Consider the following 17,153-nt stretch of genomic DNA (forward strand, 5'->3'; position numbering starts at 1 on the left):
TTTTCCAATCGCCACCATTTCATCCTATTTCTTTATCTTCTTTTGGTGTTGGATAAAATCGTCGCGTTCACCTCCATCCGCTAACTCCTCGGAAAACTCATGATTAACACTTTGATCACGACGCTCATAAGGTCTAACAATTCTTGGGGGAATGTTATTATTAGGCGCTGCTTGTTCATTCCAATCACTCATAATATCACCTCTTCCTTTAGTTTGGGATTCATACTTAAAATCATACAGAAATGATTTTTTGCATAAATATTCCATTTTTTTAACATACTAAGAAAAACGGTGAGGTGAAGAACATGGGATTAATTAACTCCTTTAACCAGTGGAGGGAAACTAGATATCAAAATCATGTTTCTCATATGAAGAATCAAGACAAATGTCCCGATTGCTATGGGAGAGGCTTTACTGTTTATCCTTATAATGAATTTGCCTATTATAACTCCGTGGAATGCCCAGGTTGTCAAGGCAGCGGATCTTATTCAGATTGGGATCAACTGAGATAGTGAAAAAATCTCTATACCTAATGAATTTGGTGTAGAGTTTTTTTTATTGTTTGGAATAAATCTATGGTAAGGAAATCATAATTTTGCTATAATTTCAGAATATTCTTTTTGGAATACATCTGAATGTATATATAAACAATGGATGATTTTTACTGGAGGTATTTGATTAAATGCAAAATTCACTTTCTACTCAAAAGCTTTACACTTCAAAATTAGCTCTTTTACAAACAGAAGTTGCAATAAAAAAAACAAAGGATTACTTTGAAAATTCCTTAGCTGAAACATTAAATTTAACACGAGTTTCAGCACCAATCCTTTTGAAATCTGGAAAGGGCCTAAATGATGACTTAAATGGTGTAGAAAGAATGGTTTCTTTTGAGGCATTGGATATTAAAAATGCAAAAATTGAAATCGTCCAATCTCTTGCTAAATGGAAAAGAATGGCACTAGCAAGGTATGGCTTTACACAGGACGCTGGACTTTATACAGATATGAATGCAATTAGGAGAGATGAAGTTTTAGACCATTTGCATTCGATTTATGTAGACCAGTGGGATTGGGAGAAAATCATTGCAAAAGAGCAACGTAATCTGGAGACATTAAAAACAGAAGTACAAAAAATCTATCAGGTTTTTAAAAACACTGAAAATTATTTATATGAGCTATATCCAGTGTTAGAGCCAGTCCTTCCTGACGAGATTCATTTTGTTACCACGCAGGAACTTGAAACCATGTATCCAAATCAGTCTCCTAAACAAAGAGAAGATAGTATCGCCAAAGAATATGGTGCGGTGTTCATCATGCAAATCGGAGGTCAGTTACTGTCTGGTGAAAAGCATGATGGACGCTCACCGGATTATGATGATTGGACATTGAATGGTGACATTATTTTCTGGTATCCCCCTTTAGAACAATCAATTGAAGTTTCTTCAATGGGGATTCGTGTAGATGAAGAGGCATTAAAAAAACAATTAGAGATCTCAAAAAATGAGGATAGAATGTCTTTAGAATACCATCAAGCTGTTCTTAATTGTGAACTCCCTTATACAATTGGAGGAGGAATTGGCCAATCTAGGATCTGTATGCTCTTCCTTAAAAAAATACACATTGGTGAAGTTCAAGTTTCCGTCTGGAATGACGAAATCATTGAGGACTGTCAAAAAGCAAATATAACTCTGTTGTAAAGATTTTTTCATGAGAATAAATAACAACCCTTCGGGAGATTTTATAAACATATGTTGTTTTTATACTTCTTCCGGGGGTGCGGTCTGTGTCAGTCTTTGTTTATCAGAAATTTATAATAAAACAGGATAAATTTAAAGAAGCGATAGATAATTTAAGAGAAATAAAAAAATTTAGAAATGAAAATTATAACCATCATGTTGAAATCTTAACACCTATTTCGGGTGAAGATCATACCTATGCCTTGCTGACAACCTACGATGGGTTAGGAGAAATGGAATTAGAAAACAAGAGGTTGTTTGACGATGAGGAATATTTAGAACTTATCGGCCCTTTTTTCCTAGAAAACATCAAAGAAGGAAGCATGTATACGCAAATCTACCGAGCGTTAAGTGATAAAAAGACTGATAATAAGAATGATAAAAAGAATGACAAGAAAAGTGAATAATCAATTTAGACTTACCGCACAAGTGAAACTCCTCACTATGCGGTTTTTTTTGTATTTCGAATATTTTTTCATAAGAATTCGTGACATCTGCCTAGCATCCTTCATATGATATAATTAAAGCAGAAATATGTACCTCTTACTTCCCTCCCCTATACTACTCATAAAAGCACCCACAGCCAATAATAATCCTACACTTTGAATTCTGCTCCCTATTCTTTTTTATCCATAAGGGGGAATTTCAATGACAGGTTTTATCATGATTCTAACTGTTATGTTACTTTCATTTTTTCTAGTATTGGGGGTAGTTTCACACTTTCAAAAAACTGGCAGGAAATGGATCTACTTTTCAATCTCAGCCTTTAGTTTGATTGCATTGGTTTTTATGCTGTTTTTCCTTGATTGGGACCTATCTAAACCTGGAAATAACAATTCTAATCCACCAACGACCGAGACACCTGCTAATGGTAATGAGGATCCAGGTAAAGAAAATCCTTCTGAAGGAAATCCTCCACCAGAAAACCCAAGAGATGAAGAGCCAACCGACGAAGATCCAAAGGATGAAGAACCAACTGGTGAAGATCCCAAAGATGAAGAGCCAGTTGATCCCCCCCCTGCAGAACCTGCAAAAATTGTTGTCCCCGTAAATGGAACTCTAGAGTATAAAGTCGTAGCAGGTGATACCTTATGGTCGATTGCAGATAGGGCTGATTTAACCGTTGCAAAAATAAAGCAATGGAATAACCTAGCCTCTGATACTATCTACGTTGGTCAAATATTAAAGTTATATGGTAAAAACGTTGAACCTCCTCCTCCAGTTGATCCGCCAAAAGAAGAGACACCACCAGTCACAACATCATCTGTTATCATTACAAGCGGCAGCGTTCAGACAAAGGAAATTGCTTTAACCTTTGATGCAGGCAGTGATGCAATCGGAATTGGGATATTAGATGTCTTGAAAAAGCATAACGTTAAAGCAACCTTTTTTCTAACAGGAGGTTGGGCAGATAAGTTTCCAAGTTACGCAAAAAGAATTGCAGTTGAAGGGCACGATATTGGAAATCATACGTACTCGCACCCGGATGCTGTCAAAACGAATTCCAACATTTTTCTCCAGGATATAATAAAAGCTGAGGAAGCGATAAAGAGAGTTACAGGGATAACTCCTCGTCCTTATTTCCGTTTTCCGTTTGGATCATATAATGCTGCTGCCCTAAAAACAGTTGGCGGGGCAGGATATCCCTATAGCATTCAATGGACCATAGATACAATCGATTGGCAGCAGCCGTCTGTTGAAGTGATTGTTTCAAGAATTCAATCAGGAGCAAGCAACGGAGACATTATCCTTATGCATATTGGAGGAATTAATACTCCTGCAGCCGTCGATAAGGTCATCCCGCTCTTGAAAGAAATGGGGTATAACTTGGTAACACTGACAGAATTACTTGATTTATAGACGTTAAAAAGGGTGCTCATTCAAACGAGCACCCTTTTTAGGTATAATTAATCTCTATCCAACAGTTCTTCCCCAGCAATCCCAGGCTCAGTCATTTCATAAACATTCAAAATAATATCTAATTCCTCTTCTGTTAGGACATCATACTGTAAACATAATTCACGAACAGATTTCCCAGTAATCGTTGCTTCCCTAGCAATTCGTGCAGCTACTTCGTATCCTAGATGTGGATTCACGGCTGTAATAATTCCAACACTCTTATCTACATATTCCTTTAAACGCTCTTCATTTGCTTCAATTCCTGCTAAACAATGATCTGTAAAGGCACGGAAACCGTTGTTCATAATACTGATTGACTGAAGAAGGTTAAAGACTAAAACAGGCTCCATCACATTCAACTCTAATTGACCAGCTTCAGACGCAAGACAAATGGTATGGTCATTCCCAATTACCTGGAAGGCAATTTGATTGATTAGCTCCGGCATAACCGGATTCACCTTCCCAGGCATAATCGAAGAACCTGGCTGACGTGCTGGGAGACGAATCTCACCTAACCCAGCGCGAGGGCCAGAAGCCATTAAGCGAAGGTCATTCGCGATTTTCGACATATTCATCATACAGACTTTCAATGCGGCCGAAACTTCTGTATAGGCATCGGTATTTTGAGTAGCATCCACTAAGTGCTCAGCGTTAACCAGTGGAAAACCACAAATTTCAGCGAGTTGTTTTACTACATCTTTAATGTATTTTGGGTCAGCATTTAAACCTGTTCCTACGGCTGTTGCTCCCATATTTACTTCTAATAAATGCTCCCGGGTATGTTTAATACGATTGATATCACGAGTAAGTACACGAGAGTATGCTTCAAACTCTTGTCCTAGGCGAATAGGAACAGCATCTTGAAGATGAGTACGTCCCATCTTAATAACCTTCTCAAACTGGACTGCTTTTTGTTTAAAGACTTTTTGCATATCTTCCATGGTGATTAGTAATTTTTCTAATAACGATAAAGTAGAAATATGTATAGCTGTTGGGAATACATCATTGGTAGATTGGGACATATTTACATGTGTGTTCGGACTTAAATGAAAATAATCACCTTTTGGATGGCCAAGTAATTCAAGCCCACGATTGGCAATGACTTCATTTACATTCATGTTCATAGATGTGCCTGCACCGCCCTGAATGGGGTCCACAATAAATTGATCGTTCCACTTACCATCAATAATCTCATCTGCTGCTTGTATAATGACACCCGCCAAATCTTTGTACAAGCGTGTTGTGTTCATATTCGCAATGGCTGCTGCTTTTTTAACCATTGCAAGCGCTTTAATCAAGGACTCATGAATGCGATATCCTGTAATTGGAAAATTCTCCACTGCTCTAATTGTTTGAATCCCATAGTACGCATCAACCGGTATCTCTTTTTCTCCTAAGAAATCCTTCTCGATTCTTTTCTTGTCTGTTGACATCCCGTTTCATCCTTTTCTTGTAAACTATCTGTTACCCTTCAAATGTAACATAAAAATAGTGAAAAATCCTCCAAAATCTCAAAACAAAGTGCCAGCCACCAAAGGTGTCTAGCACTCTTTTTAAGACTCAAAGCGTTCTAGTAATTCAATGATTACTTTAAAATCAGAGGTGGTATCCATATAGGCATATCTGCCTTTTCCATTATAGAAATTCCCCGTTTGAATAACGGGATACCCCATTTCCTCTAGCAACTTAATTTTTTCATCCATATTTTTTATGACAAAGGAAATATGATGAACACCTTCCCCCTGAGTTTCAAGGTGCTTTTTCCAAGTGCTTGGAGACTTACCAGGTTCAATCAATTCAATTTGGAGCATTTGGGTGTTGATAAACATATATCTAGAATCACCTTCAGTAGGCTCTCCTTCAAATACCACTTGTGTAAGGTCACTAGGTCCGGATTGAATAATTTGTGGTTTTTCAACACCAAGTAGTTTACAGTAAGCCTCGGCAGCAGCATCAAGGTCTTTTACAACAATCGCTAACTGTTCTACCTTATTCGTTCCAAGCAATGGGGAATAGGATTCTTTACTTGGTGCTCTATCGCGTGGCTCAGCACTTTCAAGGAGTTCTACTAGTGTTTTATGATCATTCAAAGTATCTACATATACATATCTGCCGTCACTCGAAGTAAATTCACCACTTTGGAGTAGAGGATATCCATTTTCTTCAAAAATCGGCAGCTTTTCCTTAATCGAATCCACATCAAAGGCAATATGATGGATTCCTTCGCCTACAGTATCTAAAAACTCACGCATCGTACCTGCTTCTTCGTTTGGCTCGATTAATTCAAATTGTACTGTTGATGTATTCATAAACACTAATTTACTTCGAGAATTTGTTGGCTTACCGCGAAACACTACTTTGGAAACTTGACTATCACCAGTTAAAAACCATGCAGGTTTCGGAATTCCGAGCAATTTAGCAAACATTTCTGATGTTTTCTCAATATCACGTACTACAAAGGCCAGTTGATTGATTTCATTATTACCTGCCAATGGCTTTTTTTCTGTTAGTGATTCTTTCACAAATGGTCACCTCTATTTTCCAATTTTATTAACCTAAACCACGGACAGATAAGCCTCCATCACTCGAAATCACTTCTCCAGTAATAGCTCTCGCATTATCAGAAGCAAGAAGCAAATAAGCTCCAACGTGGTCTTCAGAAGACATTGCAATTCGAAGCGGATTTCGGGATTTAATACTCTTCTCTTTTGTCTCGTTATCTACAGTTTTTACAAATGGTTGAAGCGGAGAAATGACATTTAGGGCAGTCAACGTTCCTCCCGGAGCAACAGCATTCACTCGAATATCGGGAGCAAGTTCAAAGGCAAGCTGGCGCATTAAGCCAATTTGTGCGTGTTTGCTGGCGGTATACCAGACTCCTCCCCCATCAGGATAGAATCCTGCACCTGACACAGTGAAAATCATATTACCGCCTGTTTTCTTTAATTCCTCAACTGACGCCTTTGCCCCATTGAAATATCCTTTTACATTGATGTCAAACAGGACGTCATATGCATTTGACATTGCTCCGGGAGTAACAGTCTGGAATTTAGCAAACCCATCAAACACACCTGCATTCGCAACAAAAACATCTAACTTTCCAAATGCTTCAACAGCCATACCTACTGCATCAGCATGTGCTTGATAATTCGTAACATCTCCCTCAATACATTGGACAGAATCACCAAATTGCTGCTTTAATTGATTCAGTCCCGCTAATGATTTATCGAGAACAGTGAGAACTGCCCCTTCTTTCACAAAAGCCTCTGTAACAGCCTTTCCGATACCAGAGGCACCACCGGTCAAATAAACTGATTTACCTCTTAACTGAGCCATAAAATAATGCTCCTTCCTACTGCTAAAGCTTTTACACAAAGATAGCTAGATTTCGCGTATTAATCGTCGTTTGATCAACAATGAAAAAGCGTTTTGACAGCTTCCATTCTCCATTTTCATAAATAAATTCATCTTGTCGTTCTCCGGATATTAAATCGTGATGAATATCCGTACTGCGGCTGCGATAAATCATCAAATAGCTATTTACAACTGCCTTTTCATTTGGTACGTAATCAATCAACCTGACATTATTGACTAGCCGTCTAGTTCGAGAAGGTGGAATTTCTGCCCACGCATAATCCGTTTTTAGACGATCGACACGAATTTTCAATAATTCAATATCATCATCAAACGCAAACATATCCAAGGCATAATCAGGGCGTTCTATCCCCTCTTTATTAACGCGAACCGGCATTTGATATTTTAAAGATGGGTGCATTAAACTAAACCAGCCATCAAAATCAATATCGTCTATCAGTTTCGCTTCTCGATAGAGCCATTGCTCAAATTCATAGGTTGCTAACATCCTCTCAATTGTCATAACTTCTCCCTCAATCCTTTAAAATTTTTGATAAAGGTCATGAAAAGTGTGAGTGATTTCTCACTTCGTCATTAAGTCAAGCCAGTAACGGTAAAAATTTCGTTGATTCGCTTCTGTAAATTTATCATCATAAACGACACCCGGGCCAACGAACTCTGTTACTGGTTTACGGTGCAAGCCCATCGTGTAATTAAACGTCAAGTTCTTAACTAATGGCATTGTACCTGAGGCAGCAGCAGTAATATCTGTAAATACTTCCGTATCATCTTGTTCAAAAATACCAGATGGGCTAAACGTTAAAATAAACGATTCCCGTGAACGTTTCTTCCAATCTTCAGAGGCATTTTTCTCTACTAAGAACCAGGTAATTACTTCCATTTTATCTGCTGAAATCGGTCTCCAAATTCGCATAGAGGTATTGGAGATTAACTGTCCTTTAATTTTTGTATGAGAAATTAAAAACGAGAGGTTAGGAAAGATGTTTCCAATCATATTTTTAAGATTCGACAGAACCTCGTATTGTTCTTCTGTTAAATTCGATTTGTATTCTTCTTTTAATTCCTCTGGAAAGGCAAAGTCTGGATTCGGAGTACCAAGGTTTAAGCCATGCCCATTCGTTGTGTGGATTTGATACCCTTTTTTCGAATAAGTTGCACTTGGTACCATTCCTAATTTGGCAATAGAACCGTGAGTAACCATCGTATGATAGGAATCGCCTACAAAGTTATCAGCACCAATTTTCCAATTGGAATGAATAACGAATCTTTGAGGTGGTCCCATTACTTGCATTTCTGCTCTTCCTGCAAAAATATCAATATACCATTTAAAATCTCCTAAAAAAGCATCCAAAGACTCCGCTTCATCATTCCAAGTCCCAAATAATAGCCCTTTATATGACTCGACTCTGATTTTGTGTAAACCCAACTGAGATTTATCTAAGCTATCGCCGTATATGTCCTTTTGTAGTGGAACACCGACACAATCTCCATTGTTTTTAAAATTAAAACCGTGATAAGGACATGTGAATAATGATTTATTTCCAGCATCTGCGCGGCAAAGTTTCATCCCCCGATGTGTACACATATTGTACAAGCCACGTATTTGATTATCAGCACCTCGAGAAATAATGACAGAGTATCCGGAAACATCCCTCGTAATAAAATCATTCTTGTTCGGAATTTCTGATTCGTGTCCAATAAATATCCAGGTTTTTAAAAATACTTTTTTGTGCTCTAAATCATAAATGGTTGGATCACCTAGAAGATAGGCAGGAATGGCCCCATTTTCAGGTTGTACGGTTTCATTTAAGTATTCAATCGCTTCCTTTTGAGACATTTCTTCTAAATTGATGTTCGTTTTGTACATTCCCTTCTCCCCCTAAACATAGATTGGTGCTGACTCATTCAGGGGAAAAAGTAATTTAATGTTTACCCCTGCATGTTTTTACTAAATTTCATTAACCAACTTGAATTACCGCATCTTTATTTTTTAATGATGACAAAACACTTAGTGCTGCCAAATAACTTGTTTTTGGATTATTCGGCATCGGATCGTTTTCAACCTTAAGAGATAGTTTTCCAAAAGAACCTTCTGCCTCAATTGAATGACTATTTTTTGTAACCGTTGGATCGGATATAATCGTTACTTCTGTTTTTTCAGGTCCTAATCCTGCTAATGATAATATAATCGAGACATTTATATTTTTAGGAAATAGCGCAATCGCTTTCCGAGCAGAACCCTCAAAAAGTACGTGCTCGCTGTCTAATGGGGCACCTGGTAAAGCCTGAGGGGGCTTCCTGGTAATAATCGAAACCCTTTCAAGTTCACCATTCGATTTGGCTGCTTTTAGTATATCTAAGCCGCCAATAGCACCGGATGGCAGGTGGATTTTTGTACCACAACGTTTGCAGATCTTTTCTAGTGACTTAATAAAATCCAAATCGCATAAAGCACCAACGCTGCTAAGGACTAAGTCCTTCCCACTTGCTAAAATCGTTGCAGCATGTTCTTTCACTACCTCGACAGTAGCCGCTTCAATTACCAGATCTATATTTGATTGTAAAAGGGATTCTATATCAGCAAAGATTTCAGTTTCAAATTCTGCCGCAAGTTGTGCTGCTGATTTAGGATTGCGAGTATAGATACCAACAATCTTGGAATCTTCCAGGAGTTTAGTGGTATTTATACTATGAAGTAGAAATCTGCCAATATTTCCGCCGCCGATTAATCCGATTTTCATCTAAAGCGTCCTCCTTGTCAGTTAGCAAACCCATAGGAATCAGCAAAATACTCCAACCCACAGTGCCTTATTTCACGAGATAGTCCACTTTCCTTTAAACCTGGGAAATCTAGATGGAGGTCTTGGAAAACAGTATGGTTATTATGGAAAACAGCTCCTGCTTCTAATTGGTCTGCTAATTGGATTGCCAGTTCTTCATCCTCAGTCCAAACCGACGCTCGCAAGCCGAATTCACTGTCATTTGCAAGTTTAACAGCTTCGTCTATATTCGAGAAAGGTAGAATTGGAATCACAGGACCAAACTGTTCGGCACGAACAATTTCACTATTTTGATCTACACCGGTAATAATCGTTGGTAATATAAAGTAACCCTGATTCCATGATTCAGGATCTATCTGAATTCCAGCTGAAATGACAGTTGCTCCCGAATCGTCTGCACGTTCTATCAATCCTTGTACATAGTCATATTGCGATTTATTATTTAAAGGTCCCATTTCAACATCAGGCTGAATTCCGTTGCCAACCCTGATTCTCTGAAATTCTTTTTTTAGCTTTTCTACGATTTCCTTATATCTTGACTCATGTACATAGATCCTTTTTATAGCTGAGCATACCTGGCCAGCAGCACGAAGTACACCGAATCGAAGACGTTTGATACATTCTTCATCAAGATTGGCATCTCCAAGTATAATGGCTGCATCATTTCCACCCAGTTCCATATACAGGTTCTTTACAGTCCCTGAAGCTGCACGCATAATTTCTTTTCCAGTTGGGGTACTGCCCACAAAAGCAATCGTCTTTACCCTTGGGTCAGAACAAAGTGCCTCTCCAATCACACTGCCCGAACCTGTTACGACATTTATAACTCCTGCTGGGAAGTAGGAAGCAACCACCTTTAAAAATGACATGATTGTCAGAGGACAGTTTGTAGCCGGCTTAACTACCACCGTGTTACCTGTCAAAACAGCTGGAATCACTCGCTTAAAGGTTAAAATCATCGGCGAGTTCCAAGGTGAAATAACAGCAGTAACACCGCGCGCTCGTTTTCGAATTTGCACCTTTTGATTGCCTGGCACTACTTCAGGCTTCCACCATTCAAGGAGTTCATCTGCTGCTTGGTGCATAATATCTACACAGCGCAGCAAATCTTTCTTTGCCTCCACTAGTACTTTGCCATTCTCACGTACTAGCAATGTTACATTCTCTTCAACTAGTGCTTTTATTTTCTCTGCTGCCAAGTGCATATTGCTTGCTCGTTCCTCTATATCACTACGGGACCAGTTCTCATATGCTTTTTCGGCAGTGTCAATCGCATGGTCGACATCTGCTTTGGTGCATAAAGCCACTTCACCGACAATTTCATCTATATTTGCTGGATTGATGACATTCGTTCTTTTATCAGAACTATACCAATTCCCCCCAATCAAGTACCTACCTGAAACAAATGGATATGTTGAGATCATTCTATTAACCCCCTTTATATCTTCCTCGGTTTGAATGCATCTGCTGCCCCTGGAGGTCCACCAAATGGCTTTGCCATTGGTCCAACAGCATCCATATCAACCACAATTATCGTTGGTTTTTTCGTATCTACTGCTTTTTCAAGTGCTGAGACAAATTCATCAGGAGAGCCGATTCTCGTAGAATCAAATCCCATTGATTGTCCTAACAATACAAAATCAGGACTTAGGAGGTCTACTGCTACTTGTCGTCCGTAAGCAGCATCTTGTATATTTCGGAGAACACCGTAACCAGCATCATCGAACAAGACTACAATTAATGGCAGATTTTCTTGAGCAGCTGTTGCCATTTCGCCCACATTCACCATAAATCCGCCATCGCCAGCCATCAACACTACTTGACGGTCTTTGAAAGCCATTTGTGCTCCAATGGCAGTAGGTAACCCCTGGCCAATTCCTCCTCCAGAAGCATGAATAGAGGTACGAGGTTCATAGATTTCAAATAATCGGCTACCCCATACATTTGCTTGGACGGTTACATCACGAACTAAGATAGAGTCACGCGGCAATACTTTTCGCATGCCATCCAGAATTTGTTCATAAGGACCAAGAGTTGCTCGTAACGAAGATCGCAATTCTTGACGAACCGATTGCACTTCATCTAAGTATGCTGGGTCAGGCTGTATTGCATTATGAGAAAATTCTTGAATAATGGTATGTAGGATTTGCTTGGCATCCCCTACTAACCCATTGGTAACTTCGTAGGTACGATTAATAGCCTGCCAGTCCGCATCAATGGCAATATGTTCTTTCGGAACAGGTACCTTCCAATTCGCCGTTTCATTCCCTCTAAATCTTACACCAATACTGATCAATAAATCAGAATCCTTCAACAATCTTTTGGTTAAGTCATAGGCAGCAAAGTGACCGATACACTGGGGATGATCCTCTGGAATACTTCCTTTACCTGATTGACTTGTAATAACAGCTGCACCAATCATTTCGGCTAATTGCTTCACTTCCTGTGATGCGTCGGCACTAATTACCCCTCCACCTGCCCAAATAACAGGCCGACGAGCATTACGTATCTTGGAAACTACCTTTTCAGGTAAAACTAAAGCTGGTTGACTCGTCAATAAGACGTTTACTTCTTCAAGAGAATGATTTGGAATGATGGCGGATTGAAAATCAATCGGAATTTCAAGCGTTACTGGACCAGATGGGGCAGCTAATGTTTCTTGAATCGCTTGTCTAACCACAGCGGACGCCTGCTCTGGTTTTCTTAAACGAAGTGCTTTTTTGCAGGCTCCTTCCATCATCGACAACTGATCCTTACATTCGTGGATATAACCTCTGCCAGTGCCTAAATAAGGGGAAGCAACCTCACCAGTTAAATGGAGCACCGGCACCCCTGCAGCCCATGCTTCGATTAATGAACCTGCAGCATTTCCAGCGCCAGTACCAGTACTTGTGATGACTACACCCAATTTACCAGTTGCACGGGCATAACCATCAGCCATATTTACCGCTCCGCTTTCACCGCGAGAACAAACGAGGTGAATGCTTCCTTCACGAAGAATTGCATCATAAATCGGCATGTTATGGATGCTTACAATTCCAAAAGCTGTCGTTACACCTGCTCTGACTAACTCTTGAACAATAGCATCCGCCGTTGTAAATTCCATTTGAACTTGTGGACTCATCATATACTCCTGCCTTTATCCGTATTATAGTGCTTTACCGAGTGCTCCTGCTGTTTCTATAGTAGAACCAGATACATAGCTTGCTTGTTTAGAAGCTAAAAAGAGAATTACACCTGCAACCTCTTCTGCTTCCCCAACACGACCCAATGGGATATTTCGCTTCTTTGCTAAATCAGCATAATACTCTTCTGGATCCATTTCAGGTGCATTTTTCATTCTTCTTCGCTCCCATTGATCGGTTCGAATCAAACCTAGGCTAACAGAGTTTACAAGAATATTATCTGCTGCAAGTTCTTGAGAAAGAGTTTTACTTAAATTTAATAATCCGGCTCTTGTGGCTGCTGTCGCAATCATATGCCTTTCAGGCTCTTTAGCCAGAGTTGCGTTAATATTAATGATTCTTCCACCGCCTCTTTTAACGAGGTAAGGATGGGCTGCTTTTATAGCATAAATAATAGCAAAGTATTTTAATTGAATTTGCTCCATCCATTGTTCGTCACTAACATCAAAAAAATATCCCATTACACTTTGACCTGCAGAATTTACTAAAATATCAATACCCTCAAAGTTGGCTGCTGTACCATTTATAAATGCATTAACCTCTTCTTTATTCGTAACATCACAGGTTGCAGCATAGATTGAATCAGCTGATCCAAACTGTAATAGGTAATCATATGCTTTTTCTTTCCGTTCGCTATTTCTGCCACATATCGCTACCTTGGCACCTTCTTGGAGGAACATCTCCGCTGCCTTTAATCCAACACCTGATGTTCCTCCCATAATGACCGCTACCTTGCCTTTTAAACCTAAGTCCATTTCGACACCCCTTTTTATCTAACCTTTAGAGCAGTGCTTTTACATTTACCCATCCAGGATCTGGTTCCCCACCCATTGCTGCACGGGTTTCTGGCTTTGGCGGTCCTGCAATTCCCCATTGATCCATTAAATGAGGGACACGCTTCCAAACACGGGCTCTCCATTCACTTTCGTCTTCAATCGTTTCTAAATAACAGGTATATTCCATAACAAACTTTGCAGGATCCTGGAAGTAACAGAAAATATTATTGCCAGGGCCATGACGTCCAGGTCCCCAAATCTCTTGGTATCCACCCTTCCTTACATTGGCTATTCCTCTCATTACTTCATCAACTGTATCCACTTCATACGCGATATGGTTTACTGAAGCATGCTTATCTTGATTAAATGCGAGTGAATGGTGTTTCCGGTTACAACGTAGGAATGACATTTGGTGCTCGCTCCAGTCTGTAACCTTAAAACCGATAATATTCGTATAAAAATCTGTAATCATATCAAGGTCTGCTGTATTCATAACGACATGATTTAGTTTAACGGGATCAACATTTTTCTTGTTCCATATGGTTGTATGCATCTCAACCCATGCTGATAATTCGATACAGCGGTTTTCCGGGTCAACAAACCGTAATCCATAACCTTTTCCTTCTTCATCCAAATAACCAGGCTCAGAAACTATTTTTACTCCTTTTGAAGCAAGGAAATCTGCTGCTGTATCAACTGCATTTTTATCGACCATTCCAAAAGCGATATGATGAAGTCCTCTTTTTTCACCAGCATGTAAGCTTAAGATATGATTTTCGGGTCCAGCACCTCGAAAATATACGGTTTCTTCGTCTTGAGCGACTTTATCTAAACCCCAAATTTTTTCATAAAAATCGGCTTGTTCTTTTATAACTGGAGTAATTAAACCAATATGTCTTAAGTGGGTAATTCCAACCATATTTACACCTCCATAATACTTCCACAACAGTAGTTGAAACCTTATAGGGATGATCCCAATGAAAGTTAGAGGATCATCCCCGTCAAAGAAGATTTTTTAAAGTTGGTTCTTTTTAATTTTTTCTGTTGATTTCCACTCCAGGCACTTCGCTTTCCGCGGTAGGTCCGGAAGCCTCCTCGGCGCACGCGCCTGTGGGGGTCTCCCGAAGACCTTTTCATCCCGCAGGACATTGAATGCTTCTAGAATAAGCACCGCACGATGAAAATGCGATAGCATTTTCGAGGATCTCGTGCCTTCCGCGTAAATCAACAGAGTGCCAATATCAATTATGAGCTTTGATTTATTTATTTCCGTTGATGATTGCTTCTCTTTCTTTTGCACGTTGGATACGGAGCTCTTCTAGTGCGCTTCCTTCTACATATGTTGGTAAGTTTGGTTTTACTGCACCGAGCATTACAAGCATTAATGCTTCTTCGTCACCATCGTTGTGAATACCGCGGTATACGCCTGGAGGCGAGCTAATGCAATCCCTTTCATTTAAGCGAATTTCGTGTACTTCATCTTTTCCTACCTCTTGAATAAGCGATTTCACACTACCCTTAAGAATAAAGAAAACTTCTTCAACATCATCGTGTAAATGCAAGGGACCAATACATCCTGCTGGAAGAACCATCGTGCTAAGGGTGAAATGTTCTGCTGCAATAACATTTGAATCATTATTAGCAGTAGCTCCACGACCGATATATCTCATTTGCGCTCTCTTATATTTTGGATCAATCTCTTCTTGGAATTTTAAAACGTTCCAATCTAAAGTACGGTCTTGCAATCTTGCCACATATTTCTTTTCAAACTCTGCTACATTAAATTTTTCTTCTGCCATTAAAAACACTCTCCTATAAATTAATTTTATAATGTTTCAAATACAAAACACTGTTTTCTTTATAAATCAAGTTTAAATCCCAATACTTTAATTGTCAATTAAAAATATTGAGAAAATTCAAAACAATGTTTCATATTGGTAACAACTCTTAAATTATAACTCTATTAGAATTCACTTTATGACTTCGAACATCAACCGCTTCTTTTTTCAAGGTGAAGATGTAAGCTGCAAAACCTAATCCTGCTGCCACGATTAACATTACAATCGATGGGCCAAAGTCACCACCTGAAAGATCTCGAAGCCAGCCCATAATATAGCTTGAAATACCTCCAAGTATGTTTGTGAAACCCATTAATCCTGCAGCACGACCTGCTGTTGCTGGTGTTGAATATTTAACAATAAATAGATTACTTAAATGGAACACTCCGCCCTGCGTTCCCATTGCTAGTCCCATACAAATTCCTGCAATTACAGGATGTGGAGCAAGTATGGCGGACGCCAGAAAAACGGCAGTCAAACTAAATAATATTGTAGCGAGTAAGCTAGGCCGCTTCGTTTTGTCTGCTAGATATCCGCAAGCGAGTACGAAGCCTAGTGCAAACAGCCAAGATAAAGAGGTGATTCCAGTCATGGCCTCTCTTGAGAAGTCTTTTGCTTCAACTAAGTAGGTAGGGAGCCAGATACTAATTCCAAAAAATAAAAAGGATGACATAAGCATTCCAAACCAAACAATCCAATACCGATAATCTTGGGTAAAATTTTGCTTTGGCTTTATTTTTTCATTTGGGTCAGGAGTGCGAATATACGCTACTTCCTTTTGATCAATACGTGGATGTTCTTCAGGAGTATCTCTTGTTAAAAATACAAACATAGGAATAACAATAAAAAGGTTAAATCCAGCTAAAAAGAAAAAGGCAGCTTCCCAATGAAAAGTAGCGATTACTAAACTTAATATTACCGCTCCGCAGGCAGGACCAAAGTAGTTTCCAGCCAGCCAAGAGGACTGAGCTCTTCCAAGTTCGCGATGGTTAAACCAATTGGAAATAAATTTCCCACAAACAGGAATCATCATCCCTTCACCAAATCCTAGAACCACACGGCTTATAAGAAACATCTCATAGGAACTTGCAAGTCCCCCAAATATCATCGTGAGTGTCCAAATACAGAGGCCCATGATAGCTGTTTTTCTAGCTCCTAGTCTATCAATAATATATCCCCAAAATAGATTAGAGAAAGCATAGGACACGGTAAAGATGAATGTGATGAATCCAATTTTAGCGTTTTTATCTGCACCCGTTAAACCTAGGTCTGCTAAGAATGTTGGATCCGTCTGGATTACTGAAATACCTAACTTATCAATTTGTCCAAAAAACCAAAAGAAAAAAATTGGTACTGCAATATATAACCACCTTTTGTTCCCTTTCAACATATAATACCCCCTTACTCAAGCTATGTTTTATATAGGAAACATCGTTTTCCCATATTTTTATTTTAAAGTTATAAGAATATTAAGTCAATACAAAATGAATATTTTGTTTTATTATTAAAATATAGTTTTATATATAAAACCACTTTAGGTTCCAAATCAAAAAGCCTTGATATTT

Annotated in this window: 16 protein-coding genes; 3 read left to right on the forward strand and 13 right to left on the reverse strand. The window is 39.0% G+C overall.

Translation table 11 applies throughout. The features are described from left to right. Positions 1-24: 24 nt before the first annotated feature. Positions 25-192 (reverse strand): hypothetical protein, encoded by a 168-nt coding sequence (locus QUG14_RS06840; protein WP_289339769.1) that lies wholly within the window; start codon positions 190-192, stop codon positions 25-27. Positions 193-682: 490 nt separating this feature from the next. On the opposite strand from QUG14_RS06840, the gene asnA reads away from it, so the two are divergent. The 3 genes from asnA (at position 683) to QUG14_RS06855 (ending at position 3,595) form a co-directional block, all read left to right on the forward strand. After that, a complete protein-coding gene (gene asnA / locus QUG14_RS06845) occupies positions 683-1,696 on the forward strand; it encodes an aspartate--ammonia ligase (protein WP_289339770.1) in 1,014 nt (337 codons plus the stop codon). An 86-nt stretch (positions 1,697-1,782) separates the two neighbouring features. After that, positions 1,783-2,142, forward strand: coding sequence for a hypothetical protein (locus QUG14_RS06850; RefSeq protein ID WP_289339771.1), 360 nt, complete (start codon positions 1,783-1,785; stop codon positions 2,140-2,142). A 241-nt stretch (positions 2,143-2,383) separates the two neighbouring features. Further along, positions 2,384-3,595 carry a polysaccharide deacetylase family protein gene (locus QUG14_RS06855; protein ID WP_289339772.1) on the forward strand — a complete coding sequence of 404 codons (1,212 nt, stop codon included), beginning with the start codon at positions 2,384-2,386 and terminating at the stop codon, positions 3,593-3,595. Positions 3,596-3,642: 47 nt separating this feature from the next. Here QUG14_RS06855 and aspA read toward each other — a convergent pair whose 3' ends face one another. The 12 genes from aspA to QUG14_RS06915 form a co-directional block, all read right to left on the reverse strand. Continuing rightward, positions 3,643-5,067: an aspartate ammonia-lyase gene (aspA, locus tag QUG14_RS06860; protein WP_289339773.1), complete on the reverse strand. Its 1,425-nt coding sequence runs from the start codon at positions 5,065-5,067 to the stop codon at positions 3,643-3,645. A gap of 120 nt (positions 5,068-5,187) precedes the next feature. Beyond that, positions 5,188-6,156, reverse strand: a complete 969-nt coding sequence (locus QUG14_RS06865; RefSeq protein ID WP_289339774.1) for a VOC family protein — start codon at positions 6,154-6,156, stop codon at positions 5,188-5,190. A gap of 28 nt (positions 6,157-6,184) precedes the next feature. Beyond that, positions 6,185-6,970 (reverse strand): SDR family NAD(P)-dependent oxidoreductase, encoded by a 786-nt coding sequence (locus tag QUG14_RS06870; RefSeq protein ID WP_289339775.1) that lies wholly within the window; start codon positions 6,968-6,970, stop codon positions 6,185-6,187. A 31-nt stretch (positions 6,971-7,001) separates the two neighbouring features. Then, positions 7,002-7,511, reverse strand: coding sequence for an aromatic-ring-hydroxylating dioxygenase subunit beta (locus QUG14_RS06875; RefSeq protein ID WP_289339776.1), 510 nt, complete (start codon positions 7,509-7,511; stop codon positions 7,002-7,004). Positions 7,512-7,571: 60 nt separating this feature from the next. After that, positions 7,572-8,876, reverse strand: a complete 1,305-nt coding sequence (locus QUG14_RS06880) for an aromatic ring-hydroxylating dioxygenase subunit alpha (protein ID WP_289339777.1) — start codon at positions 8,874-8,876, stop codon at positions 7,572-7,574. Between the two features lie 91 nt (positions 8,877-8,967). After that, entirely contained in the window at positions 8,968-9,750 is a 783-nt protein-coding gene (gene nadX / locus QUG14_RS06885; protein WP_289339778.1) for an aspartate dehydrogenase, read from the reverse strand. A 17-nt stretch (positions 9,751-9,767) separates the two neighbouring features. Beyond that, positions 9,768-11,213, reverse strand: a complete 1,446-nt coding sequence (locus QUG14_RS06890) for an aldehyde dehydrogenase family protein (protein WP_289339779.1) — start codon at positions 11,211-11,213, stop codon at positions 9,768-9,770. Between the two features lie 14 nt (positions 11,214-11,227). Continuing rightward, complete coding sequence (locus QUG14_RS06895) at positions 11,228-12,913, reverse strand: thiamine pyrophosphate-binding protein (protein ID WP_289339780.1); 1,686 nt, start codon at positions 12,911-12,913, stop codon at positions 11,228-11,230. A 24-nt stretch (positions 12,914-12,937) separates the two neighbouring features. Continuing rightward, on the reverse strand, positions 12,938-13,729 hold the full coding sequence (locus QUG14_RS06900; RefSeq protein WP_289339781.1) for an SDR family oxidoreductase: 792 nt from the start codon (positions 13,727-13,729) through the stop codon (positions 12,938-12,940). Between the two features lie 25 nt (positions 13,730-13,754). Next, a complete protein-coding gene (locus QUG14_RS06905; protein WP_289339782.1) occupies positions 13,755-14,669 on the reverse strand; it encodes a VOC family protein in 915 nt (304 codons plus the stop codon). 340 nt (positions 14,670-15,009) lie between these two features. Further along, complete coding sequence (locus QUG14_RS06910) at positions 15,010-15,549, reverse strand: cupin domain-containing protein (protein WP_289339783.1); 540 nt, start codon at positions 15,547-15,549, stop codon at positions 15,010-15,012. Between the two features lie 148 nt (positions 15,550-15,697). Further along, positions 15,698-16,978 (reverse strand): MFS transporter, encoded by a 1,281-nt coding sequence (locus QUG14_RS06915; protein WP_289339784.1) that lies wholly within the window; start codon positions 16,976-16,978, stop codon positions 15,698-15,700. Between the last annotated feature and the right edge of the window lie 175 nt (positions 16,979-17,153).

It is taken from the genome of Neobacillus sp. CF12 (genome assembly GCF_030348765.1).
Lineage (GTDB): Bacteria > Bacillota > Bacilli > Bacillales > Cytobacillaceae > Neobacillus.